The sequence below is a fragment of the Sphingobacterium sp. UBA2610 genome, from assembly GCF_002339225.1.
Taxonomy (GTDB): Bacteria; Bacteroidota; Bacteroidia; order Sphingobacteriales; family Sphingobacteriaceae; genus Sphingobacterium; species Sphingobacterium multivorum.
In genome coordinates, this window is sequence record NZ_DDKA01000023.1 from 235,610 (window position 1) to 252,493 (window position 16,884).

Genomic DNA, 16,884 nt, shown 5'->3' on the forward strand with positions numbered 1-16,884 from the left:
ATTGGTCTATCAATCCGTAAAATCTCCTAAATTATTCTTTCGTATAATTCGACTTTCCGTTTACATCCACCTGCTTACCTAAATACTTTGGTTTTCTATTTCTCATTACATCCAAAACCGCTTTCGTTACCGATAGTTTTTCTCTAAATGCATAATATTTATATCCAGGGTAAACTCCTCGATCGGCACTATAACCGAATGATTTTATGCCTAATTTATCACCCAGATAAACACATCTATTTAGATGATATTTTTGAGATACCAAAATTGCCGTATCAACATTAAATATATATTTTGCCCGGTACATGGTCGAGTAGCTATCGAACCCAGCATAGTCAATGTAAATTTTAGCGGTATCGATGCCATTTTTCTGACAGTACAACTTCATTACGCTAAGCTCATCGTACTCGTCTCTTCCGTTGTCTCCCGACAACAATATTTTATCCACTTTGTGGTTTTTGTACAACGAAATCCCGGCATCGAGTCTATCTTTCAGATACCTACTTGGCTGATCACCATTGATGCCAGCGCCAAAAATGATGGCTACCTTGGTTCTTGGCACATCCTTAAGTTCAGTGAAAATCACCGAATCTGTTTTAGCCGTTACATTGCTATTGGTTATCACCACAACAACCAGGGCTACTACGCATAGAACGACAACCACTAAAACGAACCTTTTAATCTTTTTCATTAGCTTGATTTGTTCATGATAAACTTATCATTTTAAACACAAATTTAATAGTACAACCAATTGAAAATCGAACCAATTATAATTCGCTGCAGATAAATTATCATTCGTAGGCACTTACAGTCTTTTCGGTATATTTCATTTGGCTATTAATGCTCTAGAATTTAAACATAACCAACATCGCTTTATGATCGGTTGGCCACACGCCTTCGGGCAGCAGGAAGTTATCTTCACTATCTTTTTCCTGCTTCTGTCCATACTTTACGGTTTCTACAGGACCGACAATGTTAGCTTTTACTGGTTTCAACGGTTTTTTGCTGCGGTAATAAACATAATCGATCCGATCTCGATCATCCGCTGTGGGTGCCCATGCCAATTTCCCAATGGGAACATCCTTGTTAAAAGCAGGATAGGTAAAACCAGGATGACTGACCGGGTTGGGATATAATTGACGGAAACTATCTATAAATCCGGCTTTTTCTAATAAAACCGAACAGTCCCAAGGAACCACTGCCCCACGATGGTCGAAAAGATCTCTTGTAGCCAATGTCCAATCCAAATGTGAAGGCTCATTAAAATCACCTGCAATAATAAACGATTGTGATTGATCCTCTTTTTCTACGTCGCTCAGGATATCTTGGATAGCTTCATCACGTTTGCTTTTCCGATTAGCCTCAATAATGGTACCTACATCTGAAACAGGACGATCTAACTTCTCCCAGGTCAAACCATCGTAACCACGCGGCGAGTAGCATGCGTAATTTGTGTAGTCCAAGTGTAAAGAATAGCATACAAAAGAACGCTTTCCAATCTTGATCTTACTTTTTAAAACACCGCCCATGGTACTATCTTTTTCATAAAGCGCATGCTGTGATTCGATCGGATATTTGGAAATAAAACCGACATCCAGTTTTGCATCACTGGACTGGCCAAAATAGATAGCCCCTTTAGATTTGAGTTCCATTAGTATACGCTGAATAAAATCTGTTCCCTTGTAATTGCGGACTTCACTAAAGAGAACGACATCTGCATGCTTGGCAATAATTTCGTCTGCAATCGCAGGAAACCCATTGGGCACAACAGTCCCCTCCTGCCAAATGTTGATCTGCAGTACTTTTACCTCATTTTTTGCCTGAGCGAAGAGTGTATGCCCCAAAAGGGCTATCACTAAAAGCAATATCATCTTTCTTAATTTCATTGGAGTTGTCTATTTCTACTGGAAAGTATTACCGCAACGTTCTTGCCGAGAGCGGTTTCTACCATTATCATATGAGCGAGTTTCTTACTTATTTCTGTAATAACCAAATAATTTTATCCACATTATCAACTCCAACACATTGTCGTTGACTTGCTTCATCAACTTTTTCGCGATTTGTATCGAATTCAGCAGTAGGATACATCCAACGCAACGGCATTTTTGTATTTGTAACATTTTGATCAGCTTCAATTGAATAGCATCATATTAATCAGCATTCCACGATTTATTAAATAGCGAATTATTTAATACCTTAGCCACACAAAGTTTTAGCACAACCGGTTTATGAACATAAAAATCAAGTATCATGAGTTTGAAACAAACGTTTTATAAAGTACGAAGTTCTAAAACAGTTCAAGGAATTCTAATCGCCAACATTTTTGCATTTCTAATTATTGGTATGCAATCTTCATTGCTGCCCAAGGATGCAGGGGTACTTGTTTTTTCTGAGTTTGTGATTATTCCACTGTTGATGGGTATTATCATGGCTTGGTGTTGGAAAGATACTGACATGAGAGGTAAACAAATAACCGCATGTTCTATCTTGGGTGGCCTTATGGCTATCTTACTCAGCTTTATATTCCTAGGTGAGGGCATTATTTGCCTCTTAATTGTTTCACCTCTTATCTTTGGCTTTGTTATCGCAGGTGCCTTTATTGGAAGGTCAATGTTTAAAAAGAGTAATCAAAAATTGAATATAAGCATTGTTAGCCTCTTACTTGGAATTTTTATTGTCGACTCCCTGACTGATCACCATCATGAAAATATGGTCTCCGATGAGATCTTAATTCATGCGAGTCCAACGCAAGTATGGCAACACGTGGTCGCCTTCGATCCCATATCTCAGAAGGAAAACTATTGGCTTTTTAGTATAGGAATGCCGAGCCCCATGGCTACAACGGTAAGTGAACATAAACTGGGCGCAAACCGAAAATGTATTTTTAGCAACGGGTATATTTTCGATGAGAAGATTGTAAAATTTGACGTCAATGAAAACTTAATTTTTGATATCATTGATCAACCCAAAGACCCTGAAATCATGGGACATATCGATATCAAAAGAGGTCAATTTATATTGAAAGATAATGGAAATGGTACCACTACTCTTATTGGGAACAGTTGGTATAATCTCCATGTTTTCCCAACCTGGTACTATGATCTTTGGGCAGAAAGTATCACTAGGAATGTCCATTTCCGAGTCATGGAGCATATTAAACTTTTAAGCGAGCGATAATCTATGTTTTCTTTTGTGGTAAAAAGAGTTGGCTTTTTAAAGGATATCCCCTTATTAGCCATTCTATTTGATAGTCTCATGAGATTTTGGATGTTCATTGCCAAGCCTGAACTGCTAAATTGGATCGATGACCTGGAAGAAAATGTAAAAGGAATGCCCGGGACGACGATTGGGATACATAAATATGGTGGGACTGCGTTCAATTATTTGGGAAAGGAATTTGCACATGTCCATAGCAATGGTTTAGTGGACATTTTATTAAATAAAGAGCTAAAAAAATCATTGATGATGGAGGGAAAAATTAAGGACCACCATGTGTTTAAAAATTCAGGCTGGATCAGTTTTTATCTTCACAATAAGCAAGATGTTGCCTATGCCTGTTATCTCTTGAAAAAGGCTTACGATCGTGCTAGATAAAAACAGCAGGCTATATTCTTTTAGACAGGCTTTGTCTTCATAAAATGTTCATTCACTGCAATAATTAGCTATCGGCTCTTTATTTTGGCTATCTATGTACTCATTATTAAGACACCATCTAGGTATAAAAAAGGAAGGTCTTTATCTTTTAGATTTAATATCTTTGCTGTATGAATATTGAACAGATCAAACAACCTTTCCTCAAAAAATTCCCTGGAGATTTTTCCAATAACCCTACACAGCGAGGCACGCCAAAAGTGCTATTTGCTACGATTGAACCTGCAGGGTTTGAACAGCCTCAACGGATTGCTTTTAACGAAGCTCTTGCTGAGGAAATAGGGCTGGGTAAATTTGAAGAAAAGGATCTTAACTTTCTGGTAGGCTCTCACCTACCCGACAATATTCAGACCTACGCTACAGCTTATGCCGGACATCAATTTGGTAATTGGGCCGGGCAACTGGGCGACGGCAGGGCCATTCTGGCGGGAGAAATTACTAATGCTGCTGGTAAGAAGACCGAAATACAATGGAAAGGAGCCGGTGCAACACCCTATTCAAGGCGTGCAGACGGAAGAGCCGTATTGCGGTCTTCTGTACGTGAATACCTTATGAGTGAAGCCATGTATCACTTAGGCATACCTACCACCAGGGCCTTAAGCCTGGCCTTTACAGGAGAAGATGTTCTTCGGGATATCATGTATAACGGCAATCCACAATACGAAAAAGGAGCCGTAGTGATCAGAACTGCCGAAAGCTTCCTTCGCTTTGGGCATTTTGAACTGATGTTTGCTCAGGGTGAACATACGTTATTACAGGATCTGCTTGATTTTACAATTGAAAATTACTTCCCTGAAATTGTTTCATCCGATCAGCAGAAATACAAAGATTTTTTTGAGAATGTATGTATCCGCACAGCAGACTTAATGGTAGAATGGTTCAGAGTAGGTTTTGTACATGGGGTAATGAATACAGACAACATGTCCATCTTAGGCCTAACGATCGATTATGGTCCCTATTCAATGCTGGATGAATATAATTTAAATTTCACCCCGAATACTACGGATCTACCGGGAAGAAGATATGCATTTGGAAAGCAGGCACAGATTGCCCAATGGAATCTATGGAAACTCGCAAATACCCTCCAGCCCATCATCAACGATGAAAAGTTTCTTGAAAACACCCTAAATAATTTTGGCGTTTATTTTTGGGAAACTCATGACAGAATGCTCTGCAAAAAATTCGGATTTGATGAACTAAAAGAAGAGGATGAGGTGTTTTTTAATAACTGGCAGAGCTTAATGCAGGACCTCGCATTGGATCATACCTTATTCTTCAATCAACTGGAGAAAACAACACCAGAAACTGATTTACAGGAACATTTCAGCCCGGTAGCTTACGGCGCTTTAAATGAAGAAAAGCTCAGCAGACTGAAAGACTTCATGGAAAACTATCGATCCCGTCTGAATTCAAATGCTATTTCAAAAGCTGAGTCCGTGGAATTAATGAAAAAAACAAACCCCAAATTTATATTGCGGAACTATCTTCTTTACCAATGTATTGAAGAAATTAGTGCCGGAAAAACAGCACTGTTAATGAAGCTAACGCAAGCATTAGAAAATCCTTACCAGGAATTATTTCCGGAATTTTCCGTCAAGCGTCCTTCAAGCTATGACGACACCGCAGGATGTTCTACACTTTCATGCAGTTCGTAGTATGAAATGCCCCGTTCGTTAAACATTCAGGGTGGGTTTAAAAGCTAAAGTTTAGGATATGTAGATTTTCTAAAAATAATCATACACAATAGCCAGCCAACAAGTAAACCTGCCAAGAGATAAGACTCCAGGTGCATATCCTGAAAACTAACACTAGGTATATCACTATCCGAAGAAAACTCGGCCCTTTTTAATAGGTCACGTATCTGAGCAACTTTAAATTTTAAATAAATCACGCGTATTCCACAAAATATAGATCCTGACGTACAGATCAATAGTATAGTAAACAATTGATTTCTTACCGAAGATATTTTACAATAATTTTTGACTGACAGATACAGAAAAGGAAGAATCCCAAAAGAGAAAATAAAAATCAGTGCAGGCAAAACCTGACCGGGTAGGCGCCAACTATTATTAAGCAAAGGGCTTTCACCTATTATTTCGGTGGTAAAAAACACCAAAAACCGATCTCTAATAAAAAAGGCAATTAGACACAATACGATTGACAGTCCAATAGCAATGCTGTATTCCTTCATCATTTTCTTTTTCGCAAAGTTTTTTATAGGTTATCGACTTAAACCATTTTCGATATTGCTTTTACATCATACAATTTGTTTTTTCATTAGCTTAAGTTCCTTTATCTTAGTGTCTATCTGTTGCAATTTAAGATCAAGCACTTCCATTTTACTTGCCTGAGTCAGCTCTTTTTGATACCATGCATCAATAACCTGTTTAATTTCAGCTAAGGTAAAGCCTACAGCTTTCGCCATCTTTATGAACCTCAGTTTTTCGGTTACTTCATCGTCATAATACACGTACTTGTTGGAAGTTACATCCTTTTTTGTCATGCCAGAAATGAGTCCGCTCTTTTCATAAAAGCGTATAGTTCCAATAGGCATGTTCGCTTCCTTCGCTAGTTGACTAATTAATTTCACTTGATAATCAATAGTTTAAAAAAATAATAAAAGTATATAGTATACTTCATACTTGTGGGTTGTAAAAATACAGTTTAAATTTGTCTATTGAAAATCAATGGTAACTATCAATTATCTTTTATCATGAAAATAGGATATTCCGACAAAGAACTTATTAAACTTGTACCCGGCTTCACAAACAATTTTATTGTAATAAATGGCCTTTCAATCCATTATGTTCAAGGGGGCAAAGGAGACCCCATAATTCTTATTCCGGGTTATCCAGAAACATGGTGGGCTTACCATCATGTCATGCCAATATTAGCAGAAGACAACCAAGTATTTGTTGTTGAAATTAGAGGGATGGGTAGCTCGGATAAACCGGAAAATGGTTACGATAAAAAGAACATGGCCAAGGATATCTACGAATTAGTCAAGCATTTAGGCTTCGACAGCGTTTGTATTGCAGGTCATGATATCGGTGCACATGTCGCTTTTAGTTTTGCTTGTAATTATCCACAAGCAACAAGCAAATTGATACTGCTGGATACACCACATCCAGACCCAAGCATGTATCAGCTTCCGATGTTACCTATTTTAGGGAGCAGTTATTTATATCCCTGGTGGCTAGCTTTCAACCAAGTCAAAGAATTGCCAGAAAAGTTGCTTGAGGGACGCATGTCAATCGTCATCTCTTGGTTATTCGACAACCTGCTGATTAATAAAGATAGCATAAGCCAATTTGATATATCGGTGTATAGTAAAGCGTATGACAACCAGGATGCCATTCGTAGTTCCAATGCATGGTATCAGGCCTTTCCACAAGATATTAAAGATTACGGGAGCTATGATAAATTAGAAATGCCAGTCCTAGCGATTGGTGCGAGTGGTTATGACCTATTGCATCATTCTTTACCGGAAATCACCTGTAATCTAACACTTAAAAAAATTGAAAACTGTGGCCATTTTATTCTTGCCGAAAAACCTATCGAAACTGCCGAATTGATCAAAGAGTTTTTATTGACGATCTAATTTCAGACGAAATCAACTTGTAATCAACCAGCAACGATTGTGTTGGCTATCCGCGTAGGATTTTCAGCTTTGGGGATAGTACTGTCCTAGTTTCAAAATAAAAACTTAAAAGCTATAATCTACCCCAAAACTGATATAACCAGGCAAAAGCTTATATTCGGTGCTGGTATTATAAAGGTCTGTCAATTCAGCATTTCTGAAAAAGCGAGTATTGAAAATATTTTTTGCTGTCATGGTAAATCTTGTCCTATGCTGCCGCAGTTCATAAGCTAAGGAGAAATCCGAGAAATAATAGGTCTTAGAATCCTGGCCAAGGAAACTGCCAAAGCGATAGGATTCATTCTTTAGATTACACTGTATGTTTTTTCCCATATTCAAAAATACATTCAGAAACCCGCGGCTATTATGTAGTGTAGTTTTGCTATCTGAGCGATAAGTGACCGACTGCAGGGCGTAACCTGTGTAAATATTCAACCTGGATTTCCATGCACTTCTAAACGATAGTCCATAATCGTATGTATCTGTATGGATGCGACGATTGCCCACGCCCACCACCAATGTTTCGTAATCTGCTGTATTTGCACCTAAGTCCAAACGAAAATTTCCTCCTACAGCCTTCAGGTAGTAATTAAGATCCGCCTTATAATTGCTGCTCTTTTTGTTTTTGAGCAATACCTGTTGCACAAGGCTAAAATTGGGGTCTAAACTGCTTTCTGTACCCACATAATCAAACAAAATCTGATGTCCGACCGAGAGGTTCGCAAAAAAACGATCTGTCATACTGCCATAGGTATACATCAGCGTGCCACCAGAACTGCTTAGCGTCGCTAGCTTATCCATTCCTCGAATAAAGTTTCGAACTCCTGTCGTATAATAATGGGGAATGAGCTCGGTAAGCGAGGTATTCTGTTGCTGAAAATAGAGGTCGGTTTCCAGGCGCCCTTTTGGGTGGATAACCCATTTCCCCGATAATCCAGGCGAAAGCAAGAGGTTATTTTTAGGCATGGTTTTCCCAAAATCTGTTAACCTATTCTGTACGAGACCTACCTGCAAACGAGGTGTTAATTCCCATTTATTTCGTTTAAAAGTGTACTTGGAAGTAAAGTTTGTCTGGAATACGTTTAAGTCCATCGCATTAGAAAATCCCGAGGGAGAGACTGCTTTTCCCCCTAACTCATCTGGATTTGACAGCAAATCTAATTCGGTATTAAGCTGTTGCTGCTGATAGGCCATATTGAAAGCCAACTCAAAGAAGTCACCATTTTTTTTCCGGCTTACATAATGCGTAGTGGCACCCAAATACTGTAGATTATTTTCAATATGTTGTTTTACCGCACGGATATCTTCCCCCCCAAACAAGTCTTTATAATAATATTGATCGATACTGTAATCTACTGGCGATTGCTGGTTTATCCAACGTAGTGAGCTGACCAGTACATCCCGCTCCGAAAATTTGTAGCTATAACTCAGATTGTGGTTGGTCAAATACCCCTTGCTTTTGGTCAGTTCCTCACTTTGTACACCATTGAACAATAATGCGCCCAAATCATTTTTCCTCAAAGAACCTAGTGTACCTGAATAGCTCAACAATGTACGCTTATTGGGCTCCAACTGCAGCTCCAATTTCGTGAAGTAGTTATCGATGTTTCTGGTAAACTGATAATCTTCGGTGTTGGTAAATTGGATATCCTCCAAATGATAGTTCTGCACGGTATTTCGGTAAAATGATTTTTTAGTAGGATTTGCAAAACCCAGCCATTTGATTTTTAACTGTGGGGTCGGATTTAAAATGGTATTCAATGACAACAACTTGTCGTTATTGAAATTGGTTCTTTTATAATCAAAACCAGGCAGATTTGGTGTATTATCTATCAAAGTGGGTGTTGTTACCCCCACACCAATCTGACCTGGTTCATCTGGAGAACCAGACTGAATGAGGTGGTTGATGCTGCTTACGGCATCCACTCCGTTATTGTTAGCAGCACCCAAGAGATAATATTTGTTCTTCTTCCCAAAATTCATCAGGTTAGCACTCGCCTGAGAATATTTGGGGCCTATGGGAACCACCTGCGCATCAACAGAGCCAAGCCACTGTGCCCTACTTTCCTCCTTAAGTTGCAGATTTAGTGCAATCTTGTCCGAATTTTCGATACCTTTCAGCTGCTTATTATTGGAATACCGCTGCAATATCTGAATTTTTTCCAAGGGACGAACAGACATGCTTTGCGTCAGCAAGCGGTAGCCCTTTTCGAAAAAATCATCCCCTTCCACCATCACTTTTTCCACTTCTTTATTACCTATTTTGATACTGCCGTCGGTACCCACCTGAATACCTGGGATCTTTCGAAGTAGATCTTCTACCGTACGCTCGTCGCCCTGCAAAAAGGATTTCACAGCAAGCTCAATGGTATCTCTGCCCCGACGATAAGCCCCTTTGGAGTGGACAATCACTTCCTGCAATTGTTCCACTCCCCCAGCTGATAACTGCACATCAATTAGCGTATCAACCTGCATTGGTGTGATGGAAAGGGAAACAGACTTAAAGCTCAGCGCCTTGAATAGCAACGTAAATGATCCACTTTGGGCCGTTTGCACATGATATTTCCCCTGACCGTCGCTAAACGTATAAGCCAGCATTTTGTTATCGCCATCACGCCGTAAATCAATACGCACCCCTCCTAAAGGTTTTCCTTCAGTACTGACGCTTCCATGAATAGCAACTTGTCCATATACGGCCATACACAACAGACAAAAGCTGAGTAAGACCGCTATCCGCTTATTGATGTTCCCATTCATACACTTGCTCTACACTGCCCCTAACTTTTTGCTTCTCAACGCTTACGCCTTCCATCATTGGCATTTTGCTGTACATAATGCGCATTTGCTCTTCATTGAATTGGTCGTCTTTCTTGACAAACTCTTCCAGGCTCAATTTGGGTAAAGACTGAATATATTTATCATTTACGGGAATATCGCCAGTATAGGGATAATTTACCTCCTTCAAGTACCAATAGTTCGGATTAGCACTTTCGTTATAGAGCATCACGATAAGGCCTGGCAAGCCGCCAAATTTTGATGGTCCAACAGGCACGGGAATATCATTCGTATAATAAGCTACCAACGTAGTCCCTCGATAAGAGGCCGTTGCCTTATGGCATACATGTTTGCCCAATGTATCCACATCGGTGTAATCCGTATTCCAGACCAGCGCCGGAAATTTGTCCGTCACCAAATAGTTAACACCTTGAATGGAACGGGTTTCTAACTGTTGGTCAGTCTTATTTTGATGGATCACGACCCTGTTATACCTCTTGCCAGAACCGATTGTTATCGAAAATGAAGATGCTACTTCTTCATCGTCGGCATCTTTGTTAAGCTCTTGCTTACGAATTGGCATCGAATCACGAACAGCAATCTTCACTGTTCCATCATAATAGACCGCTTCTTTAAAAGTAGCCATTGCCGATGGAATGTATTCATATGCGGCATGAAGCCGCTGTGCAGAAGATAATCTGGAAAGGAACAGAAATAAAAAGAATATATAATATTTACACATGATAATTTAGTTTAGAAAGACGGGGTCAAAGCCCCGCTTTTGTTTTTTGTGATAATGAATAAAAAGTTAGTTGTTTGCAACCCAGTCATGCATTGCAGCAAAGAAACCCGCACAACCGCCAGCTGAAGAAGCATAATCTGTATAGACTGCGCTGCCTAGCAAAACGCCGTCGCTGCTATATATGCTTACCTTAAAATTACAGCGTACAAAGGCTGCATTCGTTTCCGTGGTTTCCTCGGTTACCCGGAGCGTATTGTTGGCCAGGCGCTGGGAAGTTGTTTTCATAGATGCATTTCCGTTGACCGGTGTTGTCGCTGTCTTAGCCGAAGCAACAGATGATAGCATAACCACTGCTACCAAACTCATCATTAATCTTTTCATTGTTTTTAAATTTACTTGTTAAACCATGGTATGATTTGATGGCATACCCTTGTATATGACGGTAAAAATAAAGACACATTTAATTATTTAAATGATGATTAAATATTTGTAAATGGTCACTTAGAATTCGTAGCTGATCCGTTACTATTCGCAATGGGCTTGTTCACTGAATAACTAAAATTATGGGGAAAATCGCTATGAGATAAAAACGTACAAAGCCTTACTGTAAAGTAGCCTATCTGAAAAAAAATCGATAGAAACAACATATGAAAGATTCCGAAAAACCAAGATGTTCACACAGAAAACCTTCTGTTATATCATATTTATATTAAATTACAGTAAACTATCACTAAAAACAGCATTTAATAGTAGCTTTATAAAGCTTCAAAATTTTAAGACGTTTTACCTACATAAAATCTCTAATATTTTTCTTTATTTCACTTTTGAAATTTATATTTTAAAAAAAAGCAAACGAAATGTTATCCACAGAATATTATTTTAACAAATATTTTCTGCAACTCAGTGTATTTGCATTTCCATGGGTTGGTTCCGAAGAAATTGCAAAAGACATCGTGCAGGACGCATTTATCGTTCTAATGGGTAGACAGGACTTACTGCAAAAGGGAGAGCCCGTCATTAAGAGCTTCCTTTATAGCGCTGTAAAAAATATAGCGATGAATATCAAACGGAGAAATGTGGTATTTGATCGTGTACGGAGCCAATTTAACCCTGACCAACCGGATGACAATGATATCCTGGATAATTTAATAAACGCCGAACTGATTGGAGCTCTACATCGGGAACTCAATGAATTGCCCGAAGGTTGTCAACGAATCTGCCGTTTAATCTATCTGGACGGAATGAAGTATGACGAGGTCGCACAGGAACTCAATGTTTCAGTAAACACGGTTAAAACACAACGGATGCGTGCGATAAACCTGCTTAAAAGAAAATTTCTAAGCCTACTTCTTACATTTTTTACACTCTAACAATCAGCACCTTATAACTAAACCTCCACTTATTTCCATAAACGGATCACCCATTTCAACCGTTCAAGTTATTTAGCTTCTGAATTATGATAGAAACCGACAAAATACTATTAGCAGAACTGATTGCTCTTCTTTTGAAGGATGGTGAGTTACCATCCGACAAAGAAAACCAATTAAAAAATCTCTTACAAAAATATCCAAGCGCAAGGGATAGCTTATCTCGTCGGTTATCACAGACCGACATATATGTTCCTTTTGATCTTCGCAGTACTGATGTAAAACAAGAATGGCTCATCACACAACGTAAATTTACGGCGAAGGAAACGATTTTACAATCAAGAAAGAAGTATCTCTTCTTAAATAAACCATGGTACAAGGCTATTGGGATTGCTGCCGCCCTATTACTTGTCCTAACGCTGTTATGGCAAAGACAACAGCCAGAAAACCCTATAAACTATTTAATTCCGGACAAGATATACGGACATAAAAATGATGTTCTTCCAGGAGGAGCAGGTGCCGTTTTAAAAATTGAGGGCAAAGAAGAAATACGATTAACCGAAAAAAAGGCAATCCAATATTTTGCGCAAGGTATCGAATTAAAAGAAGGACGGCTTATATACCCCGCTAGCTTAGCAGAAAACCTAAAAAATACTTTAATAGTTCCTAAACGATCTACCATGGTATTAACCCTTAGCGATGGGACTAAAGTGTGGGTAAATGCTGCCTCTGAGCTCAGCTATAAAGCAAATTTTGATAAAAAAGAGCGAAGAGTGACACTAAAAGGTGAAGCCTATTTTGAAGTTGCAAAAGATGCACATAGGCCCTTTATTGTTGAAACAAATCATATCAATATACAGGCGATCGGAACAGCTTTCAATGTAAATTCCTATCATGCAAATACGAGAGTATCATTGACAGAAGGAAAACTTAAAGTTAGCAACTATGAAAACGAAATCTATATGAATGCTGGCAGCGAAACGGAGATTGTCGATAAAAAGCTAAAGACTTTTCCATTAGCCAGTAAGGCTGAAGCCACAGCCTTCAAAGACGGATATTTCTATTTTAAAAATAAAGATATGCAACAGATACTTGATGAATTAAGCCGTTGGTACGGAATTCAGGTCGATTGTAAGATCCCATTAAATAATGAACGGTATGAAGGTAGCATGAAAAGAGATGTAACGCTGGCGGAACTTTGTAATGTACTAAAAGATTTGACAGGTTATAAATTGACCATTGACAATGATAAACTAATTGTAAACAGATACTAATTATAAACAGATAAACTTATTGAGGAGGACTTTGTATGTAAAAAAGCGAAAAACCTAAATTAAGATGATAAAAATGCAGAAGTACGGCAAATACTCCTGCATCAAAATTGAATTAACACTGATCATAAACCATTAATTCTATACCAATTTATGAATAATTTATTTTATTCAAAAGGGACCTTATGTCCCGTTGACAAAGGGAAAACTCTGAACCATTTATTAAAAATGAAACTGACAGGAATCTTATTGGCGACATCCATGATGGGCGCCTACGCTTCAAGCTCCGCTCAGATAACTTTACATGCCCAAAATACCAAGATTGAGACTGTCCTGGAAAGCATTACCAAACAGACTGGTATACATTTTATCTTTAAAGAAGGATTACTAAAAAACGAAAAAGCAACGGTTGAAATCACAGATGTATCACTCGATAAGGCTTTAGATAAAATTTTCAAAAGCAGCGCTTTCTATTACATGTTACATCGTGGTACTGTTGTTATCAAGCGTAAAAATGAAGATATTTCTTTGCCAGAACAAAGTACCTCCGGCATATCCAATCTGCAGCAACAAGTCATAAAAGGAAAAGTACATGATACCAAGGGAAATCTATTGTCTGCTGTCAGCATCCTGCTAAAAGGTTCCAATACAGGAACTTCGTCAAATACGAAAGGAGAGTTCCAACTGACACTGCCCGATGGCAAAAAAGGAACCCTGATTTTTAGTGCAGTCGGATTCAAACAGCTTGAAATCCCGATTAACAATAAATCGGAGCTAAATGTTATTATGGATGCAGATGAAGTGGGGCTTGATGAAGTGGTGGTCGTCGGCTTCTCCGAAGTAGACAAAAAGCACGTTGCATCTTCCGTATCACAAATGGATATGGAGAAAATAAAAAATCGTCCAATTTTTAAAATGCAGGATGCTTTTTCAGGAACGATTCCAGGAGTCACAATGATGCGCGGAAACAGTATGCCAGGAAGTGTTCCGGGCACCATCTCTATTCGCGGAATCAGTACCTTACAAAATGCAGATCCTTTGGTCATCGTAGACGGTATGGAACAGAGCATACATGATATTGACCCGAATCAGGTTAAAAGCATTACCGTCTTAAAAGATGCCGCCTCCGCTTCTATGTATGGTTCCCGTGGCGCAAATGGCGTTATCATCATCGAAACAGAACGCGGACAGACAGGACAGTTTAAAGTCGTTACCAACAACTGGTTTGCAGTCAATAAACCCATTGATCTTCCAAAATTTGTCGGAGCCGTTGATTTTATGAAATTGCGGAACGAAACCTTAATCCAACAGGGACAATCTGCGATCTACCCCGAAGAAACAATCAACAAATATGCTTCCGGAGAATTAAAAGAAGTCAATTGGCTCGATCAAGTCATGGAACGAACGTCGACAGCAATGAATAATAACGCAAGTATATCTGGCGGTGGTGGGGTTGGTACTTTTAATTTAATGCTTGGCCATATAAAAGAAAATGGCCTCAATAAGATTGAAGGTACTCAAAAGTTTTCGGCACGTTTCAATACAAATATCAACATTGCCGATAAATTTGTATTAATGGCCGATTTCTATGCGCACCGTCTACAGGTAGATCGTCTTTTGGCAAACGATGATGGGCACGGTCTTTATAAACAGGCCTGGCGCCTGAACCCAACGCAACAAATTTTTTATGATTCTGACCTCCCCGAACACTATATCCTGCATAATAACATCAACCCAATTGCTTCAATAAAACACGGTGGCACAAAAAACAATATGTACGATCGTAGTACCATCAACTTACGTCCCAAATATAACATCAACAGCAATTTCAATATTGAGGGAAATGTCTCCTACATGATTAACAAATCGGCCAATAAACAAAAAAGGTTGACCTATAAGTTCTTTGATGAAAATGGTGCTCCGGCAGCAATTTGGGGAAATGATGTCAATGCCTCGCAAGGTGTTAGTGAAAGCCAGCTCACCGCTCGGATGCTGATTAACTTTAACAAAGAGCTCCGCCAGCACAAAGACAAGATCTATCTAACCGCAGGTTCAGAAGTCATGAATTACACCTTCACCGATTTTAGAGAAATCAGCAAAGCTTCTTTTTTCGGTAAATTAAATTATTCCTTTAACAACCGCTATATTTTAGAGTTGACTGGACGTTCAGACGGGAGTAGCAAGTTTGCCCCCGGTCATCGTTGGGGATTTTTTCCCTCGGGAGCTTTCGCCTGGAACTTACATAACGAACATTTTTTTAAACCTATTCTCGAATCGGGAACAGTTAATAACATTAAGATACGAGCTTCCTATGGACTTATCGGAAACGAAAATGTAGCGCCATACCTCTGGCAGGAATCTGTTAATACCTGGGGCTGGACAATACGTGTTCCCAATCCAAATTTCTCCTGGGAGAAACAGAAGCAATGGAACCTGGGCCTAGACGTCAATGCATTTAAAAATAGACTATCCTTTACGGCAGAGCTTTATCATAAAAATTCATACGATCTTATTTATGACCAATTTGCCGTCCCTCCGCTCACGGGATCAAATAGTCTGGAATCTGCGGTCAACATCGGTGCCGTGGAAAATAACGGTTGGGAGCTGTCAGCAAGCTGGTCCGACAAAAAGGACGATTTTTCGTATACGATTGGTGGAATGATTTTTGATAACCGCAACCGAATGCTCAAAGCGGGCTACAATGAAAACGATAGATTGATCTTTAAAGGCGATAATAACCGAATCTGGTACAAAGGTGTCCCAATCAACAATTATTATGGCTTCCAGTCTGATGGCTATTTCCAAACGCAGGCGGAAGTTGACGCAACGCCCGCTAAAATGCCAAATTCAAAACCTGGCGACATCCGCTACGTGGATAAAAATCAGGATGGTATAATCAACGATGAGGACCGCAGCTATCTGGCAGACCCTCTTCCCCATTATAACTATGCTATAAATCTGGACTTTCGCTATAAAGGCTGGGATTTCTCAGCATTGGGTCAGGGGATCGGAAAGCGCACGGGCCGCTTGATCGGACAAGAGGCCTATCCGGTGTATGTTGATGGAAACAGTAACGATCTCGGCGCACCGCGTGTCGAATATGTAGCAAACCATTGGAGCCCCGACAATCCGAATAGCCGTTTTCCACGTCTTTGGACGGGGCCAAGCCCCAATACCCTACTTAGTGATGTTTGGCTTAGCAATGCTGCCTTTTTCCGTATCAAGTCTCTTCAGCTTGGTTATACATTTCCTAAAATCGGCAAAAGCATCAAAAATTTTAGAATATATGTTAATGCGCAGGATGTATTCACGTTCACGAAATGGGAAGGTCTTGACCCCGAACGTATTGATGTCGATAGTCCTGGAACAAATGATGGGAACGGAAATTATCCACGTATGGCAACCTACAGTGTTGGACTGAGTGCGAGTATTTTTTAA

General features: G+C 39.3%; 13 protein-coding genes. 7 read left to right on the forward strand and 6 right to left on the reverse strand.

Features of this window, described 5'->3' with window-relative positions:
• Nucleotides 1–31: 31 nt before the first annotated feature.
• Together B4Z47_RS16955 and B4Z47_RS16960 are read right to left on the reverse strand one after the other, a co-directional pair.
• On the reverse strand, nt 32–691 hold the full coding sequence (locus tag B4Z47_RS16955) for a SanA/YdcF family protein (RefSeq protein ID WP_201303515.1): 660 nt from the start codon (nt 689–691) through the stop codon (nt 32–34).
• 154 nt (nt 692–845) lie between these two features.
• The gene (locus B4Z47_RS16960; RefSeq protein WP_201649470.1) at nt 846–1,871 is read right to left on the reverse strand and encodes an endonuclease/exonuclease/phosphatase family protein; all 1,026 of its coding nucleotides are present in this window, start codon (nt 1,869–1,871) and stop codon (nt 846–848) included.
• A 379-nt stretch (nt 1,872–2,250) separates the two neighbouring features.
• Here B4Z47_RS16960 and B4Z47_RS16965 point away from each other — a divergent pair, with 379 nt between their 5' ends.
• The 3 genes from B4Z47_RS16965 (at nt 2,251) to B4Z47_RS16975 (ending at nt 5,306) form a co-directional block, all read left to right on the forward strand.
• Nucleotides 2,251–3,177: a hypothetical protein gene (locus tag B4Z47_RS16965; RefSeq protein WP_115048167.1), complete on the forward strand. Its 927-nt coding sequence runs from the start codon at nt 2,251–2,253 to the stop codon at nt 3,175–3,177.
• A gap of 15 nt (nt 3,178–3,192) precedes the next feature.
• Nucleotides 3,193–3,594 (forward strand): luciferase family protein, encoded by a 402-nt coding sequence (locus B4Z47_RS16970; protein WP_139145064.1) that lies wholly within the window; start codon nt 3,193–3,195, stop codon nt 3,592–3,594.
• A 170-nt stretch (nt 3,595–3,764) separates the two neighbouring features.
• A complete protein-coding gene (locus tag B4Z47_RS16975; protein WP_070568529.1) occupies nt 3,765–5,306 on the forward strand; it encodes a protein adenylyltransferase SelO in 1,542 nt (513 codons plus the stop codon).
• A 602-nt stretch (nt 5,307–5,908) separates the two neighbouring features.
• On the opposite strand, the gene B4Z47_RS16980 is transcribed toward B4Z47_RS16975, so the two are convergent.
• Entirely contained in the window at nt 5,909–6,241 is a 333-nt protein-coding gene (locus tag B4Z47_RS16980; RefSeq protein ID WP_115048163.1) for a MerR family transcriptional regulator, read from the reverse strand.
• A gap of 123 nt (nt 6,242–6,364) precedes the next feature.
• On the opposite strand from B4Z47_RS16980, the gene B4Z47_RS16985 reads away from it, so the two are divergent.
• The gene (locus B4Z47_RS16985; RefSeq protein WP_070568803.1) at nt 6,365–7,252 is read left to right on the forward strand and encodes an alpha/beta fold hydrolase; all 888 of its coding nucleotides are present in this window, start codon (nt 6,365–6,367) and stop codon (nt 7,250–7,252) included.
• 105 nt (nt 7,253–7,357) lie between these two features.
• Here the strand turns inward: B4Z47_RS16985 and B4Z47_RS16990 are convergent, their stop codons facing one another.
• The 3 genes from B4Z47_RS16990 to B4Z47_RS17000 all read right to left on the reverse strand — a co-directional run bounded on the left by B4Z47_RS16990 (nt 7,358) and on the right by B4Z47_RS17000 (nt 11,189).
• Nucleotides 7,358–10,048, reverse strand: coding sequence for a carboxypeptidase-like regulatory domain-containing protein (locus B4Z47_RS16990; RefSeq protein WP_147282024.1), 2,691 nt, complete (start codon nt 10,046–10,048; stop codon nt 7,358–7,360).
• Entirely contained in the window at nt 10,029–10,808 is a 780-nt protein-coding gene (locus B4Z47_RS16995; RefSeq protein WP_070568541.1) for a GLPGLI family protein, read from the reverse strand. The genes B4Z47_RS16990 and B4Z47_RS16995 overlap by 20 nt, the downstream gene beginning before the upstream one ends.
• A 66-nt stretch (nt 10,809–10,874) precedes the next feature.
• Entirely contained in the window at nt 10,875–11,189 is a 315-nt protein-coding gene (locus tag B4Z47_RS17000; RefSeq protein ID WP_139145066.1) for a hypothetical protein, read from the reverse strand.
• Between the two features lie 476 nt (nt 11,190–11,665).
• Between B4Z47_RS17000 and B4Z47_RS17005 the strand changes: the two genes are divergently transcribed.
• From B4Z47_RS17005 to B4Z47_RS17015, 3 genes are all read left to right on the forward strand, one after another.
• The gene (locus B4Z47_RS17005) at nt 11,666–12,178 is read left to right on the forward strand and encodes a sigma-70 family RNA polymerase sigma factor (protein WP_070568551.1); all 513 of its coding nucleotides are present in this window, start codon (nt 11,666–11,668) and stop codon (nt 12,176–12,178) included.
• A gap of 86 nt (nt 12,179–12,264) precedes the next feature.
• Complete coding sequence (locus tag B4Z47_RS17010; RefSeq protein WP_115048158.1) at nt 12,265–13,449, forward strand: FecR family protein; 1,185 nt, start codon at nt 12,265–12,267, stop codon at nt 13,447–13,449.
• A gap of 225 nt (nt 13,450–13,674) precedes the next feature.
• Complete coding sequence (locus tag B4Z47_RS17015) at nt 13,675–16,884, forward strand: SusC/RagA family TonB-linked outer membrane protein (protein ID WP_115049525.1); 3,210 nt, start codon at nt 13,675–13,677, stop codon at nt 16,882–16,884.

What these genes read in the sequence shown, in the direction of transcription:
- B4Z47_RS16955 (WP_201303515.1), bottom strand. Translation starts at nt 691, where the DNA reads ATGAAAAAGATTAAAAGGTTCGTTTTAGTGGTTGTCGTTCTATGCGTA.
- B4Z47_RS16960 (WP_201649470.1), bottom strand. Translation starts at nt 1,871, where the DNA reads ATGATATTGCTTTTAGTGATAGCCCTTTTGGGGCATACACTCTTCGCT.
- B4Z47_RS16965 (WP_115048167.1), top strand. Translation starts at nt 2,251, where the DNA reads ATGAGTTTGAAACAAACGTTTTATAAAGTACGAAGTTCTAAAACAGTT.
- B4Z47_RS16975 (WP_070568529.1), top strand. Translation starts at nt 3,765, where the DNA reads ATGAATATTGAACAGATCAAACAACCTTTCCTCAAAAAATTCCCTGGA.
- B4Z47_RS16985 (WP_070568803.1), top strand. Translation starts at nt 6,365, where the DNA reads ATGAAAATAGGATATTCCGACAAAGAACTTATTAAACTTGTACCCGGC.
- B4Z47_RS16990 (WP_147282024.1), bottom strand. Translation starts at nt 10,048, where the DNA reads ATGAATGGGAACATCAATAAGCGGATAGCGGTCTTACTCAGCTTTTGT.
- B4Z47_RS16995 (WP_070568541.1), bottom strand. Translation starts at nt 10,808, where the DNA reads ATGTGTAAATATTATATATTCTTTTTATTTCTGTTCCTTTCCAGATTA.
- B4Z47_RS17000 (WP_139145066.1), bottom strand. Translation starts at nt 11,189, where the DNA reads ATGAAAAGATTAATGATGAGTTTGGTAGCAGTGGTTATGCTATCATCT.
- B4Z47_RS17005 (WP_070568551.1), top strand. Translation starts at nt 11,666, where the DNA reads ATGTTATCCACAGAATATTATTTTAACAAATATTTTCTGCAACTCAGT.
- B4Z47_RS17010 (WP_115048158.1), top strand. Translation starts at nt 12,265, where the DNA reads ATGATAGAAACCGACAAAATACTATTAGCAGAACTGATTGCTCTTCTT.
- B4Z47_RS17015 (WP_115049525.1), top strand. Translation starts at nt 13,675, where the DNA reads ATGAAACTGACAGGAATCTTATTGGCGACATCCATGATGGGCGCCTAC.